This is a genomic window from Bacteroides sp. 14(A), from assembly GCF_000526555.1.
Classification (GTDB): domain Bacteria; phylum Bacteroidota; class Bacteroidia; order Bacteroidales; family Bacteroidaceae; genus Bacteroides; species Bacteroides cellulosilyticus.
Genome location: NZ_JAGH01000004.1, coordinates 24,306 through 41,286 on the forward strand (window position 1 = coordinate 24,306; position 16,981 = coordinate 41,286).

The window sequence follows — 16,981 nt, forward strand, 5'->3', positions numbered from 1 at the left end:
GTGTTAAACTAATGATGAAGAATCTTCTTTTTGTTTATATCTGCCTGTTCGGTCTGGCATTACCGCTTTCGGCACAGAAACTGGATGCCCAAGATATATTGGACCGTACAGCTACTGCCTTCCGTCAGGCGGGAGGTATTCAAGCGGATTTTACGGTTCAGACGTATGCGAAAGGTGTTTTGCAGGGGAGTTCTGTCGGGACTATCCGTCTGAAAGGAGAAAAGTTCCTGTTGGATGCCGACGGGGTGAAAACCTGGTTTGATGGTCGTACGCAATGGAGCTATCTCACTAACAGTGACGAAGTGAACGTTTCCGAACCTACTCCTGAAGAGTTGCAAAGTATCAATCCTTATGCCCTGCTGTCTATTTACAAGCAAGGGTATCACATGAAATTGGGCAAAACTGATGTTTATGGCGGTAAACCTGCTTATGAGGTGATATTAACTGCTTCTGATAGAAAGAAGGATTTGCAGTGCGTTATTATTTATGTAACGAAAGACACCTTTCAACCTTTATGTATCAGCATGACGCAAAAGGGTGGAAATAGCGTGGCTATTCGTATTACATCTTATAAAGCGGGAGAATCATACAACGATCATCTTTTCACTTTTGACAAGAAGGCGTATCCGACTGCTGAAGTGATTGATCTGAGATAGATAATAACTAAATATATAAATAACGATTATGGAAACAGAAAAAGTAAAATGTCTGATTATAGGTTCTGGTCCTGCCGGTTATACTGCTGCTATTTATGCAGGTCGTGCCAACCTTTCTCCGGTACTTTATGAAGGATTACAGCCGGGTGGTCAGTTGACAACAACTACAGATGTGGAGAACTTTCCCGGTTATCCGGAAGGTGTCAGTGGCCAGCAATTGATGGATGATTTACGCAAACAGGCAGAGCGTTTCGGTGCAGACCTGCGTTTTGGTATTGCAACCGCTTCTGACCTGAGTGCGGCTCCATACAAAGTAACGATTGACGAAGAGAAGGTGATTGAAACTGATACGTTGATAATTGCTACGGGCGCTACAGCCAAATATTTGGGATTGGATGATGAAAAGAAATATGCCGGTATGGGTGTCAGTGCTTGCGCTACTTGTGATGGTTTTTTCTATCGCAAGAAGGTGGTAGCAGTGGTCGGCGGCGGTGATACGGCTTGTGAAGAGGCTGTTTACCTGGCCGGACTGGCTAAGAAGGTTTATCTGATTGTGCGGAAGCCTTTCCTGCGTGCTTCCAAAATCATGCAGGAGCGTGTGATGAAGCATGAGAATATAGATGTGCTATTTGAGCACAATGCCGTGGGCTTGTTCGGAGAGAATGGTGTGGAAGGTGTTCATCTGGTGAAGCGTATGGGTGAATCGGATGAAGAACGCTACGACCTGGCTATTGATGGTTTCTTCCTGGCTATCGGTCATCAACCGAACTCAGATATCTTCAAGCCCTATCTGGATACAGACGAGACTGGTTATATCATTACAGAAGGCGACAGTCCTCGTACGAAAGTGCCGGGTGTGTTTGCCGCCGGTGACATTGCCGATCCGCATTATCGTCAGGCTATTACGGCAGCAGGAAGCGGCTGTAAGGCAGCACTTGAAGCGGAAAGGTATCTTTCATCCAAGTGCTTGATCTAAAATTGTGAGTAAAAGAGTATAAAAAGAAAACTCCGGATTGTGAATCATAATCCGGAGTTTTCTTTTTATTATTAATGTGAATCCGGAGTTGAATTTGCCTCATATTGGGAAAGAAAAGAACAAAAGTGATTAGTGTTTGGTGATAAGTGATTGGCGCCATTCGGTATATTATTTTTTAGACGCGGATGACACGGATAACGCGGATTTAAAAGGCTGCGCTATAAACGTGGATAAAAAAAAGATCCGCGTCATCCGTGTCATCCGCGTCTAAAAGATTATTTATCATTTAACTCATAACCGAAAAGAAAGGAACTTCTTTCAACCCCTGATTTGCATTATTAATATACTTCTATTTCATCTACATATAAGTCCGAAGGAATAATATCTCCCGGTGAATCTTTCCGGCAGTCAATGCCATTGCGCAATGTACCACCACTTTTTAAAGTCACTTTGATATAGCGCGCTTCGGTTGGCGTAAATTCCAGTACATCAGTGAACATCTTCCTGCCATGTTCAGGATATTCGCGGGTATAGGAGGTCTGAGCTACTTCCTTGAATTCTTTGCCATTAGTGGACACTTCCACACGAGCTGCGCTTGCGGGCAGTACACGGAAAGCGGGATTATAGAGTGTACCGAATATCACCTTACTGATAGTGGCCGGTTTTTCCAGATCAACGGAAAATACGAGTTCATTGTTATTCTTTTCATTTAGGCTGAAGGCTACCCATGGTGTGAAGGAAGCGATATTACCGCGTTTTCCATTGGTCAATCCCAACGTAGTGGTATCTGCGCCTAATATATCATTCTCTCCGAAAATGTCACCGCTCATCCAACCCCAATGAGGAGTGGTGGTGTATTGCTTTCCACTTATCAGGTTTGCATACAGTTTCTTGCCGTTCACTTTCCCCAGCATTTTACCGTTTTTGAAAGCTGCTGCCTGCAAATCAATGTAACCTTTCCAAGTGAATGGCTGAGTGTAAAGTTCAGACTTTGCAGTCGGTGCACTTCCATCTGTGGTATATCTGATTTCGGCATCCGGATAGAATGTTTCCAACACGGCTTTCAATGTGCCGTCGTACACGTGCGTATTGATATTGACATCGAAGAAATTGCGGCATGCTTTTACGTTCATGGCATCCATACGCTCAAAATCTTCTACCATGCGACTCCGGAAGCTGTTCCAGTTCTTTCGGTTGTTCTGTGTCCAGCCCGTCTCTGCCAGGGCGACGGCACGGGGGAATGCCTGATAGTCACGACGTTCATCACTTTGCATGTATTCGTTCCATATATTACCTTGCACACCGATGATATGTTTTTTCACCAGTTCGTCAGCGTCATCGGGAACAGGATTATAACTATAGGTCTTTTTCAGTGTCTGATATCCGCCGATGGTAGTCGGTGCGGTTTCGGGTTCTTCCTGATACTGGTCCAGGTAAGCATACGGGCTGGGAGTCATAATTGCGTCGTGTCCCGCTTTGGCGGCAGTGATACCGCCTTCCACACCACGCCAGGACATCACAGTTGCATTGGGTGCGAGTCCGCCTTCCAGGATTTCATCCCAACCGATGATATTCCGTCCTTTGCTGTTGAGATATTTCTCCATGCGGGTGATGAAGTAGCTTTGCAGCTTTTCTTCCTTTGTATGTTTCTTACCGTCAATGGCATTCGGAGTGGTATCATCTTTCAGACCTAATTTCTTAATCAGTCCTTGGCAATGTGCACACTTCATCCATGCATCTTTGGGACATTCGTCACCACCGATGTGAATGTATGAACTGGGGAATAATTCCATCACCTCATCCAGTACACCTTCCAGGAATTGGAACGTTTCTTCTTTGGGGCAGAAGACTTCTTCGAATACTCCCCATGTACCGGTAACTTCATACGTCGTATCCGGTCTGCAAGATAGTTCAGGGTAGGAGGCAAGTGCGGCAATGGCATGTCCCGGCATCTCTATTTCCGGAATTACGGTAATGTATTTGCTTGCTGCATAAGCCACTATATCTTTAATCTCTTCCTGTGTATAGTATCCTCCATGTTCTTTGCCGTCAAATATTTGCGGCCAGTTGACAAAATAGTAATCTATCAACGTTTCTTTCCGCTTCGAACCGACTTCCTGTAATTTCGGGTATTTCTTGATTTCTATCCTCCATCCCTGGTCATCAGTCAGGTGAAAGTGGAAGGTGTTCATCTTATGCATGGCAAGCATATCGATGAATTTATAAATGTAATCGGTCGTAGAGAAATGACGGCAGACATCCAGCATCAGGCCTCGGTAAGGAAAACGGGGAGCGTCTTCTACTTCAACAGCAGGCAGAGACCAGTTGGCACGTTTCACTGTTGCCTTTCCGTAGATGGCGGGTGGCAGCAGTTGGTACATGGTCTGTACTCCATAAAAGAAACCGTTGGGATGTGATGCCGAAAGGGTGATCTCATTCGGTGCGATGGAAAGCTTGTATCCTTCCTTGGGCATACCTTCTTCCGTAACGAAGCGTATGTCTGGTTGTTCCGGATTCTCCTGTGAACTGGTTTTCAGAGAAATACCGGAGGTCAACTGAATTTGCGCAATCAAGCTGTCCGCAATGGCTTCTACTTCCGGAGTGCAACCGGCTGTGACGACAGATACTTTATTGCTCAGTAAGAAACGTCCCTCTTGGGGGGTCATCTGATTAGGCATCGGAACGATGTTGTACTCGTTCACCACTTCTTTTTGATTTTGCTGACAGCCGGAAGAGGCACACAGCAGGCTTGCTAATAGCAAAGCACTTAATCCTTTTTTCATGACATAAATGTGTGTTAAGTTTATAAATCGGGCAAAACAGGGAAAAAGGGGGTAGCTGTCGTCAAGGGGGGGAGACGCTACTATTCTTTATCCTATTTTACTTATCTTTTTCAGCTTTTCTTCGTCGATGATCTTTATTTTTCGTCCGTCGATAGTGATTAAACGTTCAGTAGAGAATTGTGATAGCGTACGAATGGCATTGGAGGTTGTCATATTCGACAAATTTGCCAGATCTTCCCGCGAAAGGTATATACTGAGAGTTGAGCCATCTTCTTCCAATCCATAACTTTCTTTGAGGAAGAGCAGTGATTCTGCCAATCTGCCACGAATATGTTTCTGCGTCAGGTTGACAGTGCGCTCGTCAGCAACTCCCAGATCGAAGGATAGTTGCTTGATAAAGAACATGGCAAGATCATTGTTCTGCGTCACCAATGTAGTGATAGCACTCATCGGTATCAGGCAGATCAGAGAAGGTTCGAAAGCGGCGGCAGCAGTGACGTAGTCTTCTTTGGCGAAATAAGCACGGTAACCGAAATACTCGACGGGTTTAATCATGCGGATAATCTGGCTTCTGCCACCGACACCATCCTTATAAATCTTGACTTTTCCATTTAGAAGGCACATAAGGTATTTAGGGGTTTCACCTTCGCAATGAATGACTTCATTTTTCTTATAATTCTGGAGCGTAAAATGGTTAGCGAGAAATTCCCGCTGTTCTTCATTCAGGGGCTCCCACATATCGGCTATCAGCTCCGGAACATTCACGTCTGACAAATTCATTTTTACCATAACTGCTGCAAAACTGTGTTATACAGCACAAATGTAAAAAGAAAAAATTAAATATTGCACAAAAGACACGAAAAGATGCAGTCTGGGGGCAGGAAAATGATAATTTACCAGCGTAGCGCTGGAGCAAGGTTCTCCTTCGGCGTGCAAGTAATCTTTCAGACACGGATGACGCGGATTCTTTTTTCCTTCGGTGTGATATGCCGGTATGTATAGCGCAGCTTTAAAAATCCGCGTCATCCGTGTCATCCGCGTCTAAAAGATTAAAGTCCGCGTTCGTCCGCCTTATCCGCGTAGTCCGCGTACCCATTCCCTCGCCGCTAAATTATCATTTCGTGAACAGCAATTCCCTATATTTCGGCAACGGCCAGATCTCGTCGTCAACTTCCATTTCGAGGTGATCGATGTGGTCACGTATCTTTTCCAGATAAGGGCGGACATTTTCTTCGTAGGCGAAAGCCTTGTCCTTGTAGCTATCCATGTGATTGGCAACTTTACGGGCTTCGGTCATTTCGCGTACCAGAACCTTGATGGACGTTACTCGTTTGGATATTTCACGTATCAGTTCCTTGCGGTCAGCACTCAGTACTTCGTATTCTTCGGGAGAGAAGATTTCCTTGAGGCCACGTAAATTCTCTAACAGACGGTTTTGGTAGCTGACCGCAATGGGGACAATGTGATTGATGGCCAGATCACCCAGTACACGGCTTTCTATTTGCACTTTCATCGTGTACTTTTCCAGTTCCACTTCCAGGCGGCAGGCAAGCTCTGTTTCATTGAAGATGCGTTCACCTATCAGTACGGAACGAGACTGGTTATCCATATAATGCATCAGAGCTTCGGGGACGTGGCAGATGTTCGTCAATCCGCGACGGGCAGCTTCCTTTTTCCATTGATCTGAATAGCCGTCACCTTCGAATCGGATAGCTTCGGAAGCAATAATGGTTTCTTTCAAAACACGGAAGATGGCTTCATCTTTACCGATTCCTTCTTCCATCAACTTGTCGATAGAGGCTTTGAATTCATTTAACTGGTTTGCCATAGCTGCATTTATGGCAATCATGGCAGCGGCACAGTTGGAAGAAGAACCGGCAGCACGGAATTCAAAACGATTTCCGGTGAAAGCAAACGGAGAAGTACGGTTGCGGTCTGTCGTGTCGAGAAGGATTTCAGGAATACGTCCGATTCCTAATTTAAGGGTTGTCTTCTCTTCAGCCGTCATCTTGTCATCGCCTACCTGACGTACGATATCATCCAGAGTAGCTGATAATTGTCTGCCCAGGAATATGGATAGAATAGCGGGCGGTGCTTCATTGGCACCCAGACGGTGACTGTTGCCGGCACTCATGATAGAGGCGCGCAGCAAATTCTGATTCTTATAGACCATCATCAGTACATTCACCAGGAAAGTCAGGAAGAGCATGTTGCCTTTAGGATTCTTGCCGGGTGCAAAAAGATTGATGCCGGTATCAGTGCAGAGTGACCAGTTGTTGTGTTTTCCCGAACCGTTTACACCGCTGTATGGCTTTTCATGCAGCAATACGGCAAAGTTATGCTTACGGGCGATACGTTTCATCAGGTCCATTACTAACTGGTTATGATCGTTGGCAAGGTTGGCATTCTCAAAGATGGGAGCCAGTTCAAACTGGTTGGGTGCAACCTCGTTATGGCGTGTTTTTGCCGGAATACCCAGTTTGTGACATTCTATTTCCAGTTCTTTCATAAAGGCTGTTACCCGTGGCGGAATAGAACCGAAATAGTGGTCTTCCAACTGTTGGTCTTTGGCGGAAGAATGTCCCATTAGCGTGCGTCCGGTCAGGCAAAGGTCGGGGCGGGCGTTGTATAGGGCAGAGTCTACCAGGAAGTATTCCTGTTCCCAGCCTAAATTAGTGAACACGCGGGTTACATTTTTATCGAATAACTGGCATACTTCCGTGGCAGCTTTGTCTACGGCACCGAGTGCTTTCAGCAATGGAGTTTTGTAGTCCAGCGCTTCGCCGGTATATGAGATGAAGATTGTAGGGATACACAGAGTTGTATCTACCACGAAGGCGGGAGAGGAAACATCCCATGCTGTATATCCGCGTGCTTCAAATGTATTACGGATGCCTCCATTGGGGAAAGAAGAAGCGTCCGGTTCCTGTTGGATGAGCAATTTGCCGGAGAAGCGTTCAATTACATTTGAATTTTCTCCGAATTCGATGAATCCATCATGTTTCTCAGCTGTACCATCCGTTAGCGGTTGAAACCAGTGAGTGTAATGAGTAACGTTCAGGGATTTGGCCCAACTTTTCATGCCGTTTGCTATCAGGTCAGCTATCTCTCTACTGATGGGAGTTCCTTTTTCGATAGCATCTGTTACAGCTTTGTAAGCTTCTCTGGGTAGATATTCCTGCATTTTCTTGCGGTCGAACACGTGGCTTCCGTAGTAATCGGATAATTTGTTCGAAGGGGTTGTAACTTCAAGAGGGCGCCGGTTGGCAAGCTCTTGCAAGGCGTAAAATCTCATTTTTGACATATTTGTCCTTCTTTTGTTGGTTGTTGGGCGCAAAATTATATGTTTTTTTCGGAAGTACCCCTATTTTTTAGGGGGTATTATTGAAAATAATGTGTTTTTTATGCGGATACCCCCTAAAATATTCGGGGATGTTACAGAAAAAACTCTTTTAGGGGATTTTATCTCCGCTCTTTTCTATATTGAAGTTATATCTGGGCTGTAATGAAGAATCTTTCATCAGGTTTCTTAAAAAGAGAGGTATTTCGTCGTTTTACAACCTTTTTTTCTATATTTGTCCCTATATATTTGGAGGTATTGCCGTTGAAACGCGTCTTTTGTATAGGAACCTTGCTATGTCTTTTGCTTTCAGCTTGTCCGAAAGTGCAGGCAGCTTCTATCCCTGATCCTTACGATGCGAGCTTGCTTTCTGCGGACTCTATAATGAAGAAAGTCATCTTCTTTGCTCCTTTTTATGAAAGTATTATCGACGACTATAGAGCCGATCTTTATATTAAGGGAAAAGTGAATCTTCGCAAGAAAAATCACATCTTACGCTTTATTCCTACCATGTTCCGTATCCGGAAAGGAGTGAGGGAGTATATGATGGAAACTTATAGTGACTTGCATTTTACTGCTCCCGACATTTATGATCAGAAAGTAAAAGCCAGTGTCGGTACCACTTCCGAGTTTTGGGAACTGGACGGAAGGTTGCCGGAATATTTCCATGTTAATATCTACGCTTCTACCTTATTATATGATAAGCTTCTTTCGCCTCTGGCTCCAAATGCGATGAAATATTATTCTTATCATGTCGATTCGGTAATGGGTAAAGTGCATGATTTGCAATATAAGATTAGTTTCAAACCGAAAAGCAAAAGCTTTCAGTTGGTCAGCGGTCACATGGTGGTCAGTGAGAATGTCTGGAGTGTGCGTGAGATGCATTTTAGCGGACGTTCTGAAATGTTGCGTTTCAACAATATGATACGTATGGGAGATGTGGGTGAATCGGATGAGTTTTTGCCTGTACATTATGATGTGGATGCCACTTTCCGCTTTCTGGGCAATGTGGTCGATGCCAATTATATTGCTGCTCTCGATTATAAAACCATTATTCAGAAAGACCCTTCACGGATGGACCGGAAAAGATTGAAGAGCAAGTATGATCTGTCGGAGTCCTACACATTGCGCAGTGATACGAATGCCTACAAGAAGGATAGTTCTTATTTTGAGAGTATACGTCCCATTCCGTTGACTGTACATGAACAGGACTTATATAAAGATTTCTTTTTAAGCCGTGATACTTCATATCGATATAAGAAACCCAAAAATAAGAATCTGGAATTCTGGGGACAGATAGGTGATGCGCTTATCAGCCGCTATACAGTAGATCTTTCGAAACTGGGCAGTGTGCGCTGTTCACCGCTTATCAATCCATTCTTGTTGAGTTATAGCGGGAAGAATGGTTTTTCTTACCGGCAGGAATTTAAGTATAACCGTATTTTTACGGGCGACCGTTTGTTACGTATCGTTCCCAGATTGGGTTATAACTTCAAGTATAATGAGTTTTATTGGTCGATAAAGTCAGATTTTGATTACTGGCCACGTAAGCGCGCGGCCCTTCACGTTAACCTGGGTAACGGCCACCGCATTTATAGTAGTAGGATGCTGGATGAATTGAAAAACATTCCGGATAGTGTTTTCGATTTTGATCAGATACAACTGGATTACTTTAATGACTTATACTTGCAGGTGCGCCATAGCTGGGAGGTTGTGAACGGTCTGTCACTGGATGTCGGTTTCTCCATGCATAAGCGTACGGAGGCCAATCGTTCGATGTATGTATCCACGAGGGCGACTTCGCGAAGTGTAGGCTCTTCTTCAGAAGTTTATCCTGATTGGACAGAGAAAATGCGTCATTCTTACAATAGTTTTGCTCCGCGTGTACGTCTGACGTGGACGCCCGGTCAGTATTACTATATGAATGGGGATCGTAAAGTGAACTTACATTCCAAATATCCCAGTTTTTCAGTGGACTGGGAGCGGGGCATCAATGGGGTTTTTAAAAGTACCGGTACGTATGAGCGTGTAGAGGTGGATATTCAGCACTCCATTCCCTTGGGGTTGATGCGTGATTTTTATCTCCGCTTTGGATGGGGTGCTTTTACTAATCAAAAAGATATATACTTTGTGGATTTTGCCAATTTTACCCGTTCCAATCTTCCCGTGGGATGGAATGATGAAATTGGCGGTGTATTCCAGTTGCTTGACGGGCGGTGGTATAATTCCTCCCGTAAATATCTCCGTGGGCATTTGACGTATGAATCTCCCTTCCTGATGTTGCGTCATTTGGTGAAGTATACACAGCATGTGCTCAATGAGCGTCTTTATCTGAATGCTTTGGTTGTTCCGCATCTGAACCCTTATGTTGAGGTTGGTTATGGCATCGGCACCAATATTTTTGATTTCGGAGTCTTTGGCAGCTTTGCCAATTGGAAGTTTAAGGAGATAGGTTGCAAATTCACTTTTGAGTTATTCAACCGATAATCTTTAAGTTTTTCCTATATTTCTGTTATTAACTTCCTTTATAAATTACCCGGCTTTCGTGTTATTGTAGTTTAGAAAAACAGTGTTCTATGTTCTATAACATGCAATGACGTATTCGATGAAAGTATAGTGTTTTCTCTGATTATCAATTGTTTATTTGTTTTTGACGTATTGATAACGTATTCTGAATTTTGAATTGACGTATTTAAGAATGGGTACTTAGGGCTTCTTTTATTGCATTTTACTCTATGTTTGCAGTGTTCAATTGAGAACGAAACCGAGAATTGTTAATCTTAATTTAGTAAAACTTATGAAAAAGTTATTATCAGTTTTATTTTTACTGAGCTTTACCTTAGCTTCTGCTGTATATGCACAAGATATACAGATAAAAGGTACGGTGGTAAGTGGTGCGGACAATGAACCCTTACCTGGAGTAAATGTGGTGGTGAAAGGTAATGCCACTACGGGAACAATCACCGGTATAGACGGTGAATTCACCTTGTCGGTACCTTCCGGCGCAACCCTTTCCATTTCTTATATAGGATTTAAGTCACAGGATATTCCGGTGAACGGCAGACGTGAACTGAAAATTGTTCTACAAGAAGACTCTGAAGCGTTGGACGAAGTAGTGGTAGTAGGTTATGGTGTGCAAAAGAAGAGTGTGGTAACCGCTTCTATTGCCAAGGTAAGCAGCGAAGACATTGCCGGAAAAGCTCCCGTCCGCATGGATAATGCACTGAAAGGACTGGCTGCTGGTGTAGATGTAACTTCTGCTTCAGGACAACCGGGTGATTCTCCTCGCGTACGTATACGTGGTATCGGTACTATTAATAATAGTGATCCGCTATACATCGTAGACGGTATGCCTATTGGAGGTGGCCTTGACTTTGTGAATCCTAATGATATCGAATCCATTGAGGTTCTGAAAGATGCTGCATCCGGAGCTATCTATGGTGCACGTGCCGCCAATGGTGTTATCCTCGTTACTACTAAGAAGGGTAAAATGGGTAAAACTCAGATCAATTACAACTTCTCCTATGGCTGGCAGAGCGCATGGAAGCAACGTGACGTGACAAGCGCTACGGACTATGCTGTCTTGCAGAATGAGAGTCGTGTGAACGGCGGGCAGGCTCCGGCTTATGCTGACCCTTACAATTTGATAGATGGCAATGGACAGGCAATCAAGGGATTCGGTACAGATTGGCAGGATCTAGTGTTCAATGATAATGCGCCGGTGGTGAATCATGATGTAACTATCAGTGGAGCATCTGAGAAGATAAACTACTATCTCTCATTGGGATATTATACACAAGATGGTATTGTTGGCGGTAACTACGGACAATCTAATTATGACCGTCTGACCATTCGTTCTAACACACAGTACAATCTGATTGACGCTTCCAAGGAGCGCAGCTTCCTTAATAAACTAGATTTGGGCGTAAATATCGCTTATATGCGCACACACGCCACCGGTATCTCCACCAACTCAGAATTCGGTTCTGCTCTGGGATCCGCCTTGTATCTGTCTCCTATCTTGACACCTACATTGACCGGTGATGCGGCAACTGATATGATTGACTATTATAAGACTTATGACTTGCCTCGTGATGCAAACGGAAATCCCTATACTGTGCCCGGTTATGGTGGCGCTTATCAGGAGATGAATAATCCGCTGGCTATGATGACGTTGAGCCCTCAGAAAAACTGGTCGCATAAGTTTGTACCCAAGTTTTCTCTTGACTTGCAGTTATGGGATAATCTGAAATATCACTTCAGTTACAGTGCCGACATGGGCTTCTGGGGATATGACAAAGCCACGACTTCTCGCTTCTATCTTTCCGGCAATAATAATGCCTCACATACCAGTGTAGAAGCCAATAAGGAGCAGAATGTTACTTGGCAGTTGGAAAATACCTTGACTTATGATAAGACTATTGGCAAGCATACCTTTGGTGTGGTGTTGGGACAGTCTGCTTTAAAGTACAAGGGTGACTATTTGAAGGGTAATCGCTGGAATCTGGTGAATCCGGATAAACCTTCCATTGACTATGCTACGGGAAACATCGAATATACCTACAAGACAGATGGAAACGGTGACTATATATTGGATAAAGATGGAAACAAAATCATATCCTCTACTACTGTTCAGTATGGCACATCAGGTGCTCCCCGTGTGGAACACACAATGTCGTCCATGTTTGCACGCTTTAGTTATAACTACGACGAACGCTATATGATTCAGGCTACGATACGTCGTGATGGTTCAAGCCGTTTTGGTCCTAACAATAAGTATGGTACATTCCCTTCCGTATCGGCAGGCTGGAATGTGACGAATGAGGCATTTATGGAAAATACGCGCGCTTGGCTTACTAACTTAAAAATTCGTGCCAGTTGGGGTAAGAACGGTAATGATAATATTGCAGAGTTTGCTTATACTTCGCTTACGGCTATGGGTAATAATGTGCTTCTTGGTAAAGATGCCGTCAAGTATATCGGATCTAAGGCTCAACGACTGGCCAATCCTGATTTGAAGTGGGAAGAAAGTGAACAGACTGACTTTGGTATCGATATGGGATTCTTTAACAATGCATTGACATTCAGTGCCGATTATTATATAAAGAAGACCAATGGTATGATTATGGAGATGCCTATTCCGAGTTATGTAGGTGAAAGCAAGCCTTTGGGTAACGTGGGTGACATGGAAAATAGCGGCTTCGAGTTTGAACTTGGTTACAAATGGAATATTTCGGATGCCAAATTTGCTGTCAAGGGTAATGCCACTTATCTTAAAAACACATTGAAGAACTTAGGTAATGACACCGGTTATATGGATTTTGATGGTATTCAGGGATTGTCCGGCGGTGGTACACGTGGTTCAAACGGACAGCCTTTCCCGTACTTCTTCGGTTATAAGACTGATGGCGTGTTCCAAAATATGGATGAAGTCCGTGCTTACGTTAATAAGGATGGAGAGATGATAATGCCGAATGCGGTTCCTGGTGATACACGTTTTGTGGATGTGAATGGTGACGGAAGTATTTCTGCCGATGACCGTACCAATATCGGTAACGGTACGCCCGACTGGACTTATGGCTTGAACTTCAATGCCGACTGGAAGGGTTTCGACTTCAATATTTTCTTTCAGGGTGTAGCCGGTGCCGATGTTTTCGATGCCACTTATCGTACGGATGTTTCTTCCGGTAACTATCCTTCTTGGATGTTGGGTCGCTGGACCGGTGAGGGAACTTCCAACAAGTACCCCCGTCTGGCAGTGGGTGATGCCACAAACTGGATGGTATCCGACCTTTATGTATGCGATGGCTCTTACCTGCGTCTCAAGAATATCACTTTGGGTTATACATTACCCAAGGCTCTTACCCGTAAACTTACTATTGAACGTTTGCGCTTTTATGTGCAAGCTGAGAATCTTGTGACTTGGACGAAATATTGGGGTTTTGATCCTGAAATATCTTCCGGTCCCGACGGTATTAAATCTCTTGGTATCGATCGTGGTGTTTATCCGCAGGCTCGTACCTTTACAGTAGGTGTAAACGTTTCTTTCTAATCTAAAAATCAAGAAATATATGAAAACAAATAAGATATTAGCAATAGGCTTACTTTCTGTCGCCACGGTGCTGGCTACCGGTTGTAGTGACAGTTTCCTTGAAGTGGATAATCCCACAGGTGAACCATTGGAAGATTATTATACTACGGATGCGCATATTCAGGAGGCTCTGATTGCTGCTTATGATCCTATTCATTGGGCCGACTGGGGATTGGACCAGTACAATGCCCTGAACATTGATGCTGAAATCATGGGTGATAATTTCTGGGTAGGCGGTTCCACTAAAACGGATATGCAGAACTGGCACATGCTCTTCAATTATGAAGGCAATGAAAATTATACGCTTAGTTCTCTCTGGACAGTGGACTACTCGGGCGTCAAGCGTTGCAATGACTTGCTGAAATATCTGGATTGGGCTACTGATGTTACGGCGGAAAATCGCAAGAGCTATGAGATGCAAGCGCGTTGCCTGCGTGTGTTCTACTATAATATGTTGTGGCATTACTTCGGCAATGTTCCTTTCTATCTGGAGAATCTTTCCAAGCCTCCTTATACGGCTCCGCAATACACGGCCGATGATGTTTACAACGAGCTGATTGTGGAATTGGAAGCTGTGATAGATTCAAAAGTGCTGCCTTTGAAGTACTATAAGACTGCTAAGGGAGAAAATGATGACAGTCAATTGGGGCGCGTCACTCAGGCTATGGCTTATATGATGTATGCTGAAATGGTGATGTATCAGAACGACGAAGCTCGTTTTGCAAAGGCTCTCGGCTATATGAAAGAGATTATAGCAGACTCCAACTTTCAATTGGTGACCGATTATGCCTCCATCTGGGAAACAAACGGTGAATGGTGCAATGAGTCCATTTGGGAAATCAATTACGAACAGACTAACTCTGAACGTGGTTGGGGAAGTCCGTTGGCTGTTGGTGGTACTGTGCTTCCTACATTGATTTCGCCCAATACATTTACTGCTGATTCGGAATGGACCGGTGAAGGTTGGGGATTTTTACCTATGCGCCTCGAAACTTATGAGATGTTTAGCAGTACGGACAAACGTCGCGATGCTACTTGCTGGGACGTGCGCGGAACGACGTATAAAGACCGCTATCAGGATACCCATATCTGGTTGCAGAAATATCGTCCGTATGACCGGAACTTTAAGAGTGCCCCATTCGACCAGAACTTGAACTACAATAATAATTACCGTTATTATCGTTATGCTGAAACGTTGCTCAATGCAGCTGAATTATCTCTCCGCACCGGTGGCAGTGCAACTGGTGAAGCCAAGACGTGGCTGAATGCAGTCCGCACTCGTGCCGGACTGGCAGAACTCTCCACAGCTACCGTGGACGATATACTAACCGAACGTCGCCTTGAGTTTGTGGGTGAAGGTAAACGCTACTTTGACTTGGTACGTGCCGAGAACATCAGTGGAGTTTCATCCAAGAATAAGGCTACTACGGCACTTGTTCCCGATCAATATGGTTATCGCACCAATTCGTGGACTCTGAAGAAAAAGCATATTCCTATCGCGCAAGGTGAGTTGGATTCCGATCCGGCCTTGATTCAGAACGATTATAAATAGTTTCCCATAACTTTATTAAAGAATAAACGATATGAAAAATATTTTTAAATATATGGCAGGGGTGTTGATTGCAGGTTTTGCAATGACTGCATGTTCGCCCGAGGACTTTTCCGGTGCATCACAGGACGGTCTACCGAAATTGGCTGATTATAAGGCTGCTGTGACAGTTGACCAGGAAACCAATAGAGTAACATTCAATATTGTAGATGCCCAAGGTCAGAATCCTAAAGGTGTGTATCCTATATGGGTTATAAATATCTCTCCCATTGTCAAGACAACGGTTAACGGTTATCAGACTGGCTTAGTACCCCTTGCAGGCGAGTATTCTTACTCATTGCAGGTGGGAAATAAAAATGGTATCAGCGATGGTACTATAGAGGGAACATTCACTATTAATACAACCAGATACGATTTCTCTGATGTAGTTTCTAAACTAACCAATAAGGCTACAAAGGAATGGCGCGTTTACAGTGCCAAGGCTGGACACCTGGGTTGTGGCGAATCTCCAAAAGACCCGGCGGGATGGTGGTCTGCACCTGCTGAAGATAAAGTAAGTGAAGGTATTTATGATGATCGGATTACTTTCACGGCAGGCGAGAAACTTGCTGAAGGTGCTTATAAGTATAGTGCGGGTGAAGATGGACTCACATTCTGTAATAAAGGTGTTACCACTTTGGGTGTAACGGCCGCAGAAGCTGATTATAGCACTGCTTGTGTGGGTGTAAACGGTGCTTTGAGTGAGGCTACTTACAACTTGGGCTACAATGCCGAACTGGATTGCGTGACCATTACATTACCGGCTAAGACTTTGTTCCCGTATATGGCTGATGATGCGCAGATGAATGGGGCAATGACGTACATTATAACTGATCTGAACAGCAAGACCATGACTTTGGTTATTGAACTTTCCGGAATTTCCTGGCAGATTATTCTGGTGAACGGAGATGACGAGGCTGTAGAAGAGGCATTTGATCCGGAATTGGTGAACTGGTGTGCGGTAGACGCTCCTGAAAATCTGGGTGCCGGTTTCAATACAAAGGGGGAGATGACGTTCTGGTTTGCGGCTGCTGATTGGCAGCAGATAGGTGATCCTGAATTTTCTTATGCCGATGGCGTTTATACCGTTACTACAAAGGATGCTACTGTAGAACCATGGCAGGGGCAATGTGTAATCGGTGAAGTTCCTTTGACTATTGAAGGTGAAGAGTTTTATGACATTGCTTGCAAGGTGGTAGCAAGCGTGTCAGTAGATCGATTTACCGTTAAGGTAAACAAGGATCCGGATGTTGAGGGCGATCCTAATGCTCTTTTCGCTAAAGTGGATGTGGTTTTGAAGAAAGGAGAGAATATTCTTCGTTTTGCGAAAAGAACAGGTATTAATAGTGATGGAGATCCCGTTTCTTTTGAACAAGGCAAGTTTATCGTCGACTTAGGCGGTACTCCGGCAGGTGTTAAAATTGAAATCAGCGACATCATTATTCAGAAGCATAATCCGAAATAATGTATACTTAGATGATAGGAGGGGAGAAACTTCTTCCCTCCTATATATCATTAAAACATTCATTGTTTTTATAGAACACAGA

At 44.1% G+C, this 16,981-nt stretch carries 9 protein-coding genes; 6 read left to right on the top strand and 3 right to left on the bottom strand.

The window, feature by feature from the left end; all coding sequences use genetic code 11:
- The first annotated feature begins 11 nt into the window (after positions 1–11).
- Entirely contained in the window at positions 12–656 is a 645-nt protein-coding gene (locus tag K429_RS0119055; protein ID WP_007212824.1) for a LolA-like putative outer membrane lipoprotein chaperone, read from the top strand.
- Positions 657–684: 28 nt separating this feature from the next.
- Positions 685–1,632 (top strand): thioredoxin-disulfide reductase, encoded by a 948-nt coding sequence (trxB, locus tag K429_RS0119060; protein WP_007212825.1) that lies wholly within the window; start codon positions 685–687, stop codon positions 1,630–1,632.
- Between the two features lie 338 nt (positions 1,633–1,970).
- Here the strand turns inward: trxB and K429_RS0119065 are convergent, their stop codons facing one another.
- The 3 genes from K429_RS0119065 to K429_RS0119075 form a co-directional block, all read right to left on the bottom strand.
- Positions 1,971–4,415 carry a glycoside hydrolase family 20 protein gene (locus K429_RS0119065; protein ID WP_029327710.1) on the bottom strand — a complete coding sequence of 815 codons (2,445 nt, stop codon included), beginning with the start codon at positions 4,413–4,415 and terminating at the stop codon, positions 1,971–1,973.
- A gap of 87 nt (positions 4,416–4,502) precedes the next feature.
- Complete coding sequence (locus K429_RS0119070) at positions 4,503–5,204, bottom strand: Crp/Fnr family transcriptional regulator (protein WP_007212829.1); 702 nt, start codon at positions 5,202–5,204, stop codon at positions 4,503–4,505.
- A 325-nt stretch (positions 5,205–5,529) separates the two neighbouring features.
- Positions 5,530–7,719, bottom strand: a complete 2,190-nt coding sequence (locus tag K429_RS0119075; RefSeq protein WP_007212830.1) for a glutamine synthetase III — start codon at positions 7,717–7,719, stop codon at positions 5,530–5,532.
- 420 nt (positions 7,720–8,139) lie between these two features.
- On the opposite strand from K429_RS0119075, the gene K429_RS0119080 reads away from it, so the two are divergent.
- From K429_RS0119080 to K429_RS0119095, 4 genes are all read left to right on the top strand, one after another.
- Positions 8,140–10,242, top strand: coding sequence for a DUF5686 family protein (locus K429_RS0119080; protein ID WP_226810821.1), 2,103 nt, complete (start codon positions 8,140–8,142; stop codon positions 10,240–10,242).
- Positions 10,243–10,552: 310 nt separating this feature from the next.
- A complete protein-coding gene (locus K429_RS0119085) occupies positions 10,553–13,807 on the top strand; it encodes a TonB-dependent receptor (protein ID WP_029327712.1) in 3,255 nt (1,084 codons plus the stop codon).
- A gap of 19 nt (positions 13,808–13,826) precedes the next feature.
- Complete coding sequence (locus K429_RS0119090; RefSeq protein ID WP_007215533.1) at positions 13,827–15,398, top strand: RagB/SusD family nutrient uptake outer membrane protein; 1,572 nt, start codon at positions 13,827–13,829, stop codon at positions 15,396–15,398.
- 31 nt (positions 15,399–15,429) lie between these two features.
- Positions 15,430–16,899: a hypothetical protein gene (locus K429_RS0119095; protein ID WP_007215534.1), complete on the top strand. Its 1,470-nt coding sequence runs from the start codon at positions 15,430–15,432 to the stop codon at positions 16,897–16,899.
- The last annotated feature ends 82 nt before the right edge of the window (positions 16,900–16,981 follow it).

Coding starts and splice junctions, on each gene's coding strand:
- K429_RS0119095 (WP_007215534.1), top strand. CDS start 15,430: ATGAAAAATATTTTTAAATATATGGCAGGGGTGTTGATTGCAGGTTTT.
- K429_RS0119065 (WP_029327710.1), bottom strand. CDS start 4,415: ATGAAAAAAGGATTAAGTGCTTTGCTATTAGCAAGCCTGCTGTGTGCC.
- K429_RS0119090 (WP_007215533.1), top strand. CDS start 13,827: ATGAAAACAAATAAGATATTAGCAATAGGCTTACTTTCTGTCGCCACG.
- K429_RS0119070 (WP_007212829.1), bottom strand. CDS start 5,204: ATGGTAAAAATGAATTTGTCAGACGTGAATGTTCCGGAGCTGATAGCC.
- K429_RS0119080 (WP_226810821.1), top strand. CDS start 8,140: ATGAAGAAAGTCATCTTCTTTGCTCCTTTTTATGAAAGTATTATCGAC.
- K429_RS0119075 (WP_007212830.1), bottom strand. CDS start 7,719: ATGTCAAAAATGAGATTTTACGCCTTGCAAGAGCTTGCCAACCGGCGC.
- K429_RS0119055 (WP_007212824.1), top strand. CDS start 12: ATGATGAAGAATCTTCTTTTTGTTTATATCTGCCTGTTCGGTCTGGCA.
- trxB (WP_007212825.1), top strand. CDS start 685: ATGGAAACAGAAAAAGTAAAATGTCTGATTATAGGTTCTGGTCCTGCC.
- K429_RS0119085 (WP_029327712.1), top strand. CDS start 10,553: ATGAAAAAGTTATTATCAGTTTTATTTTTACTGAGCTTTACCTTAGCT.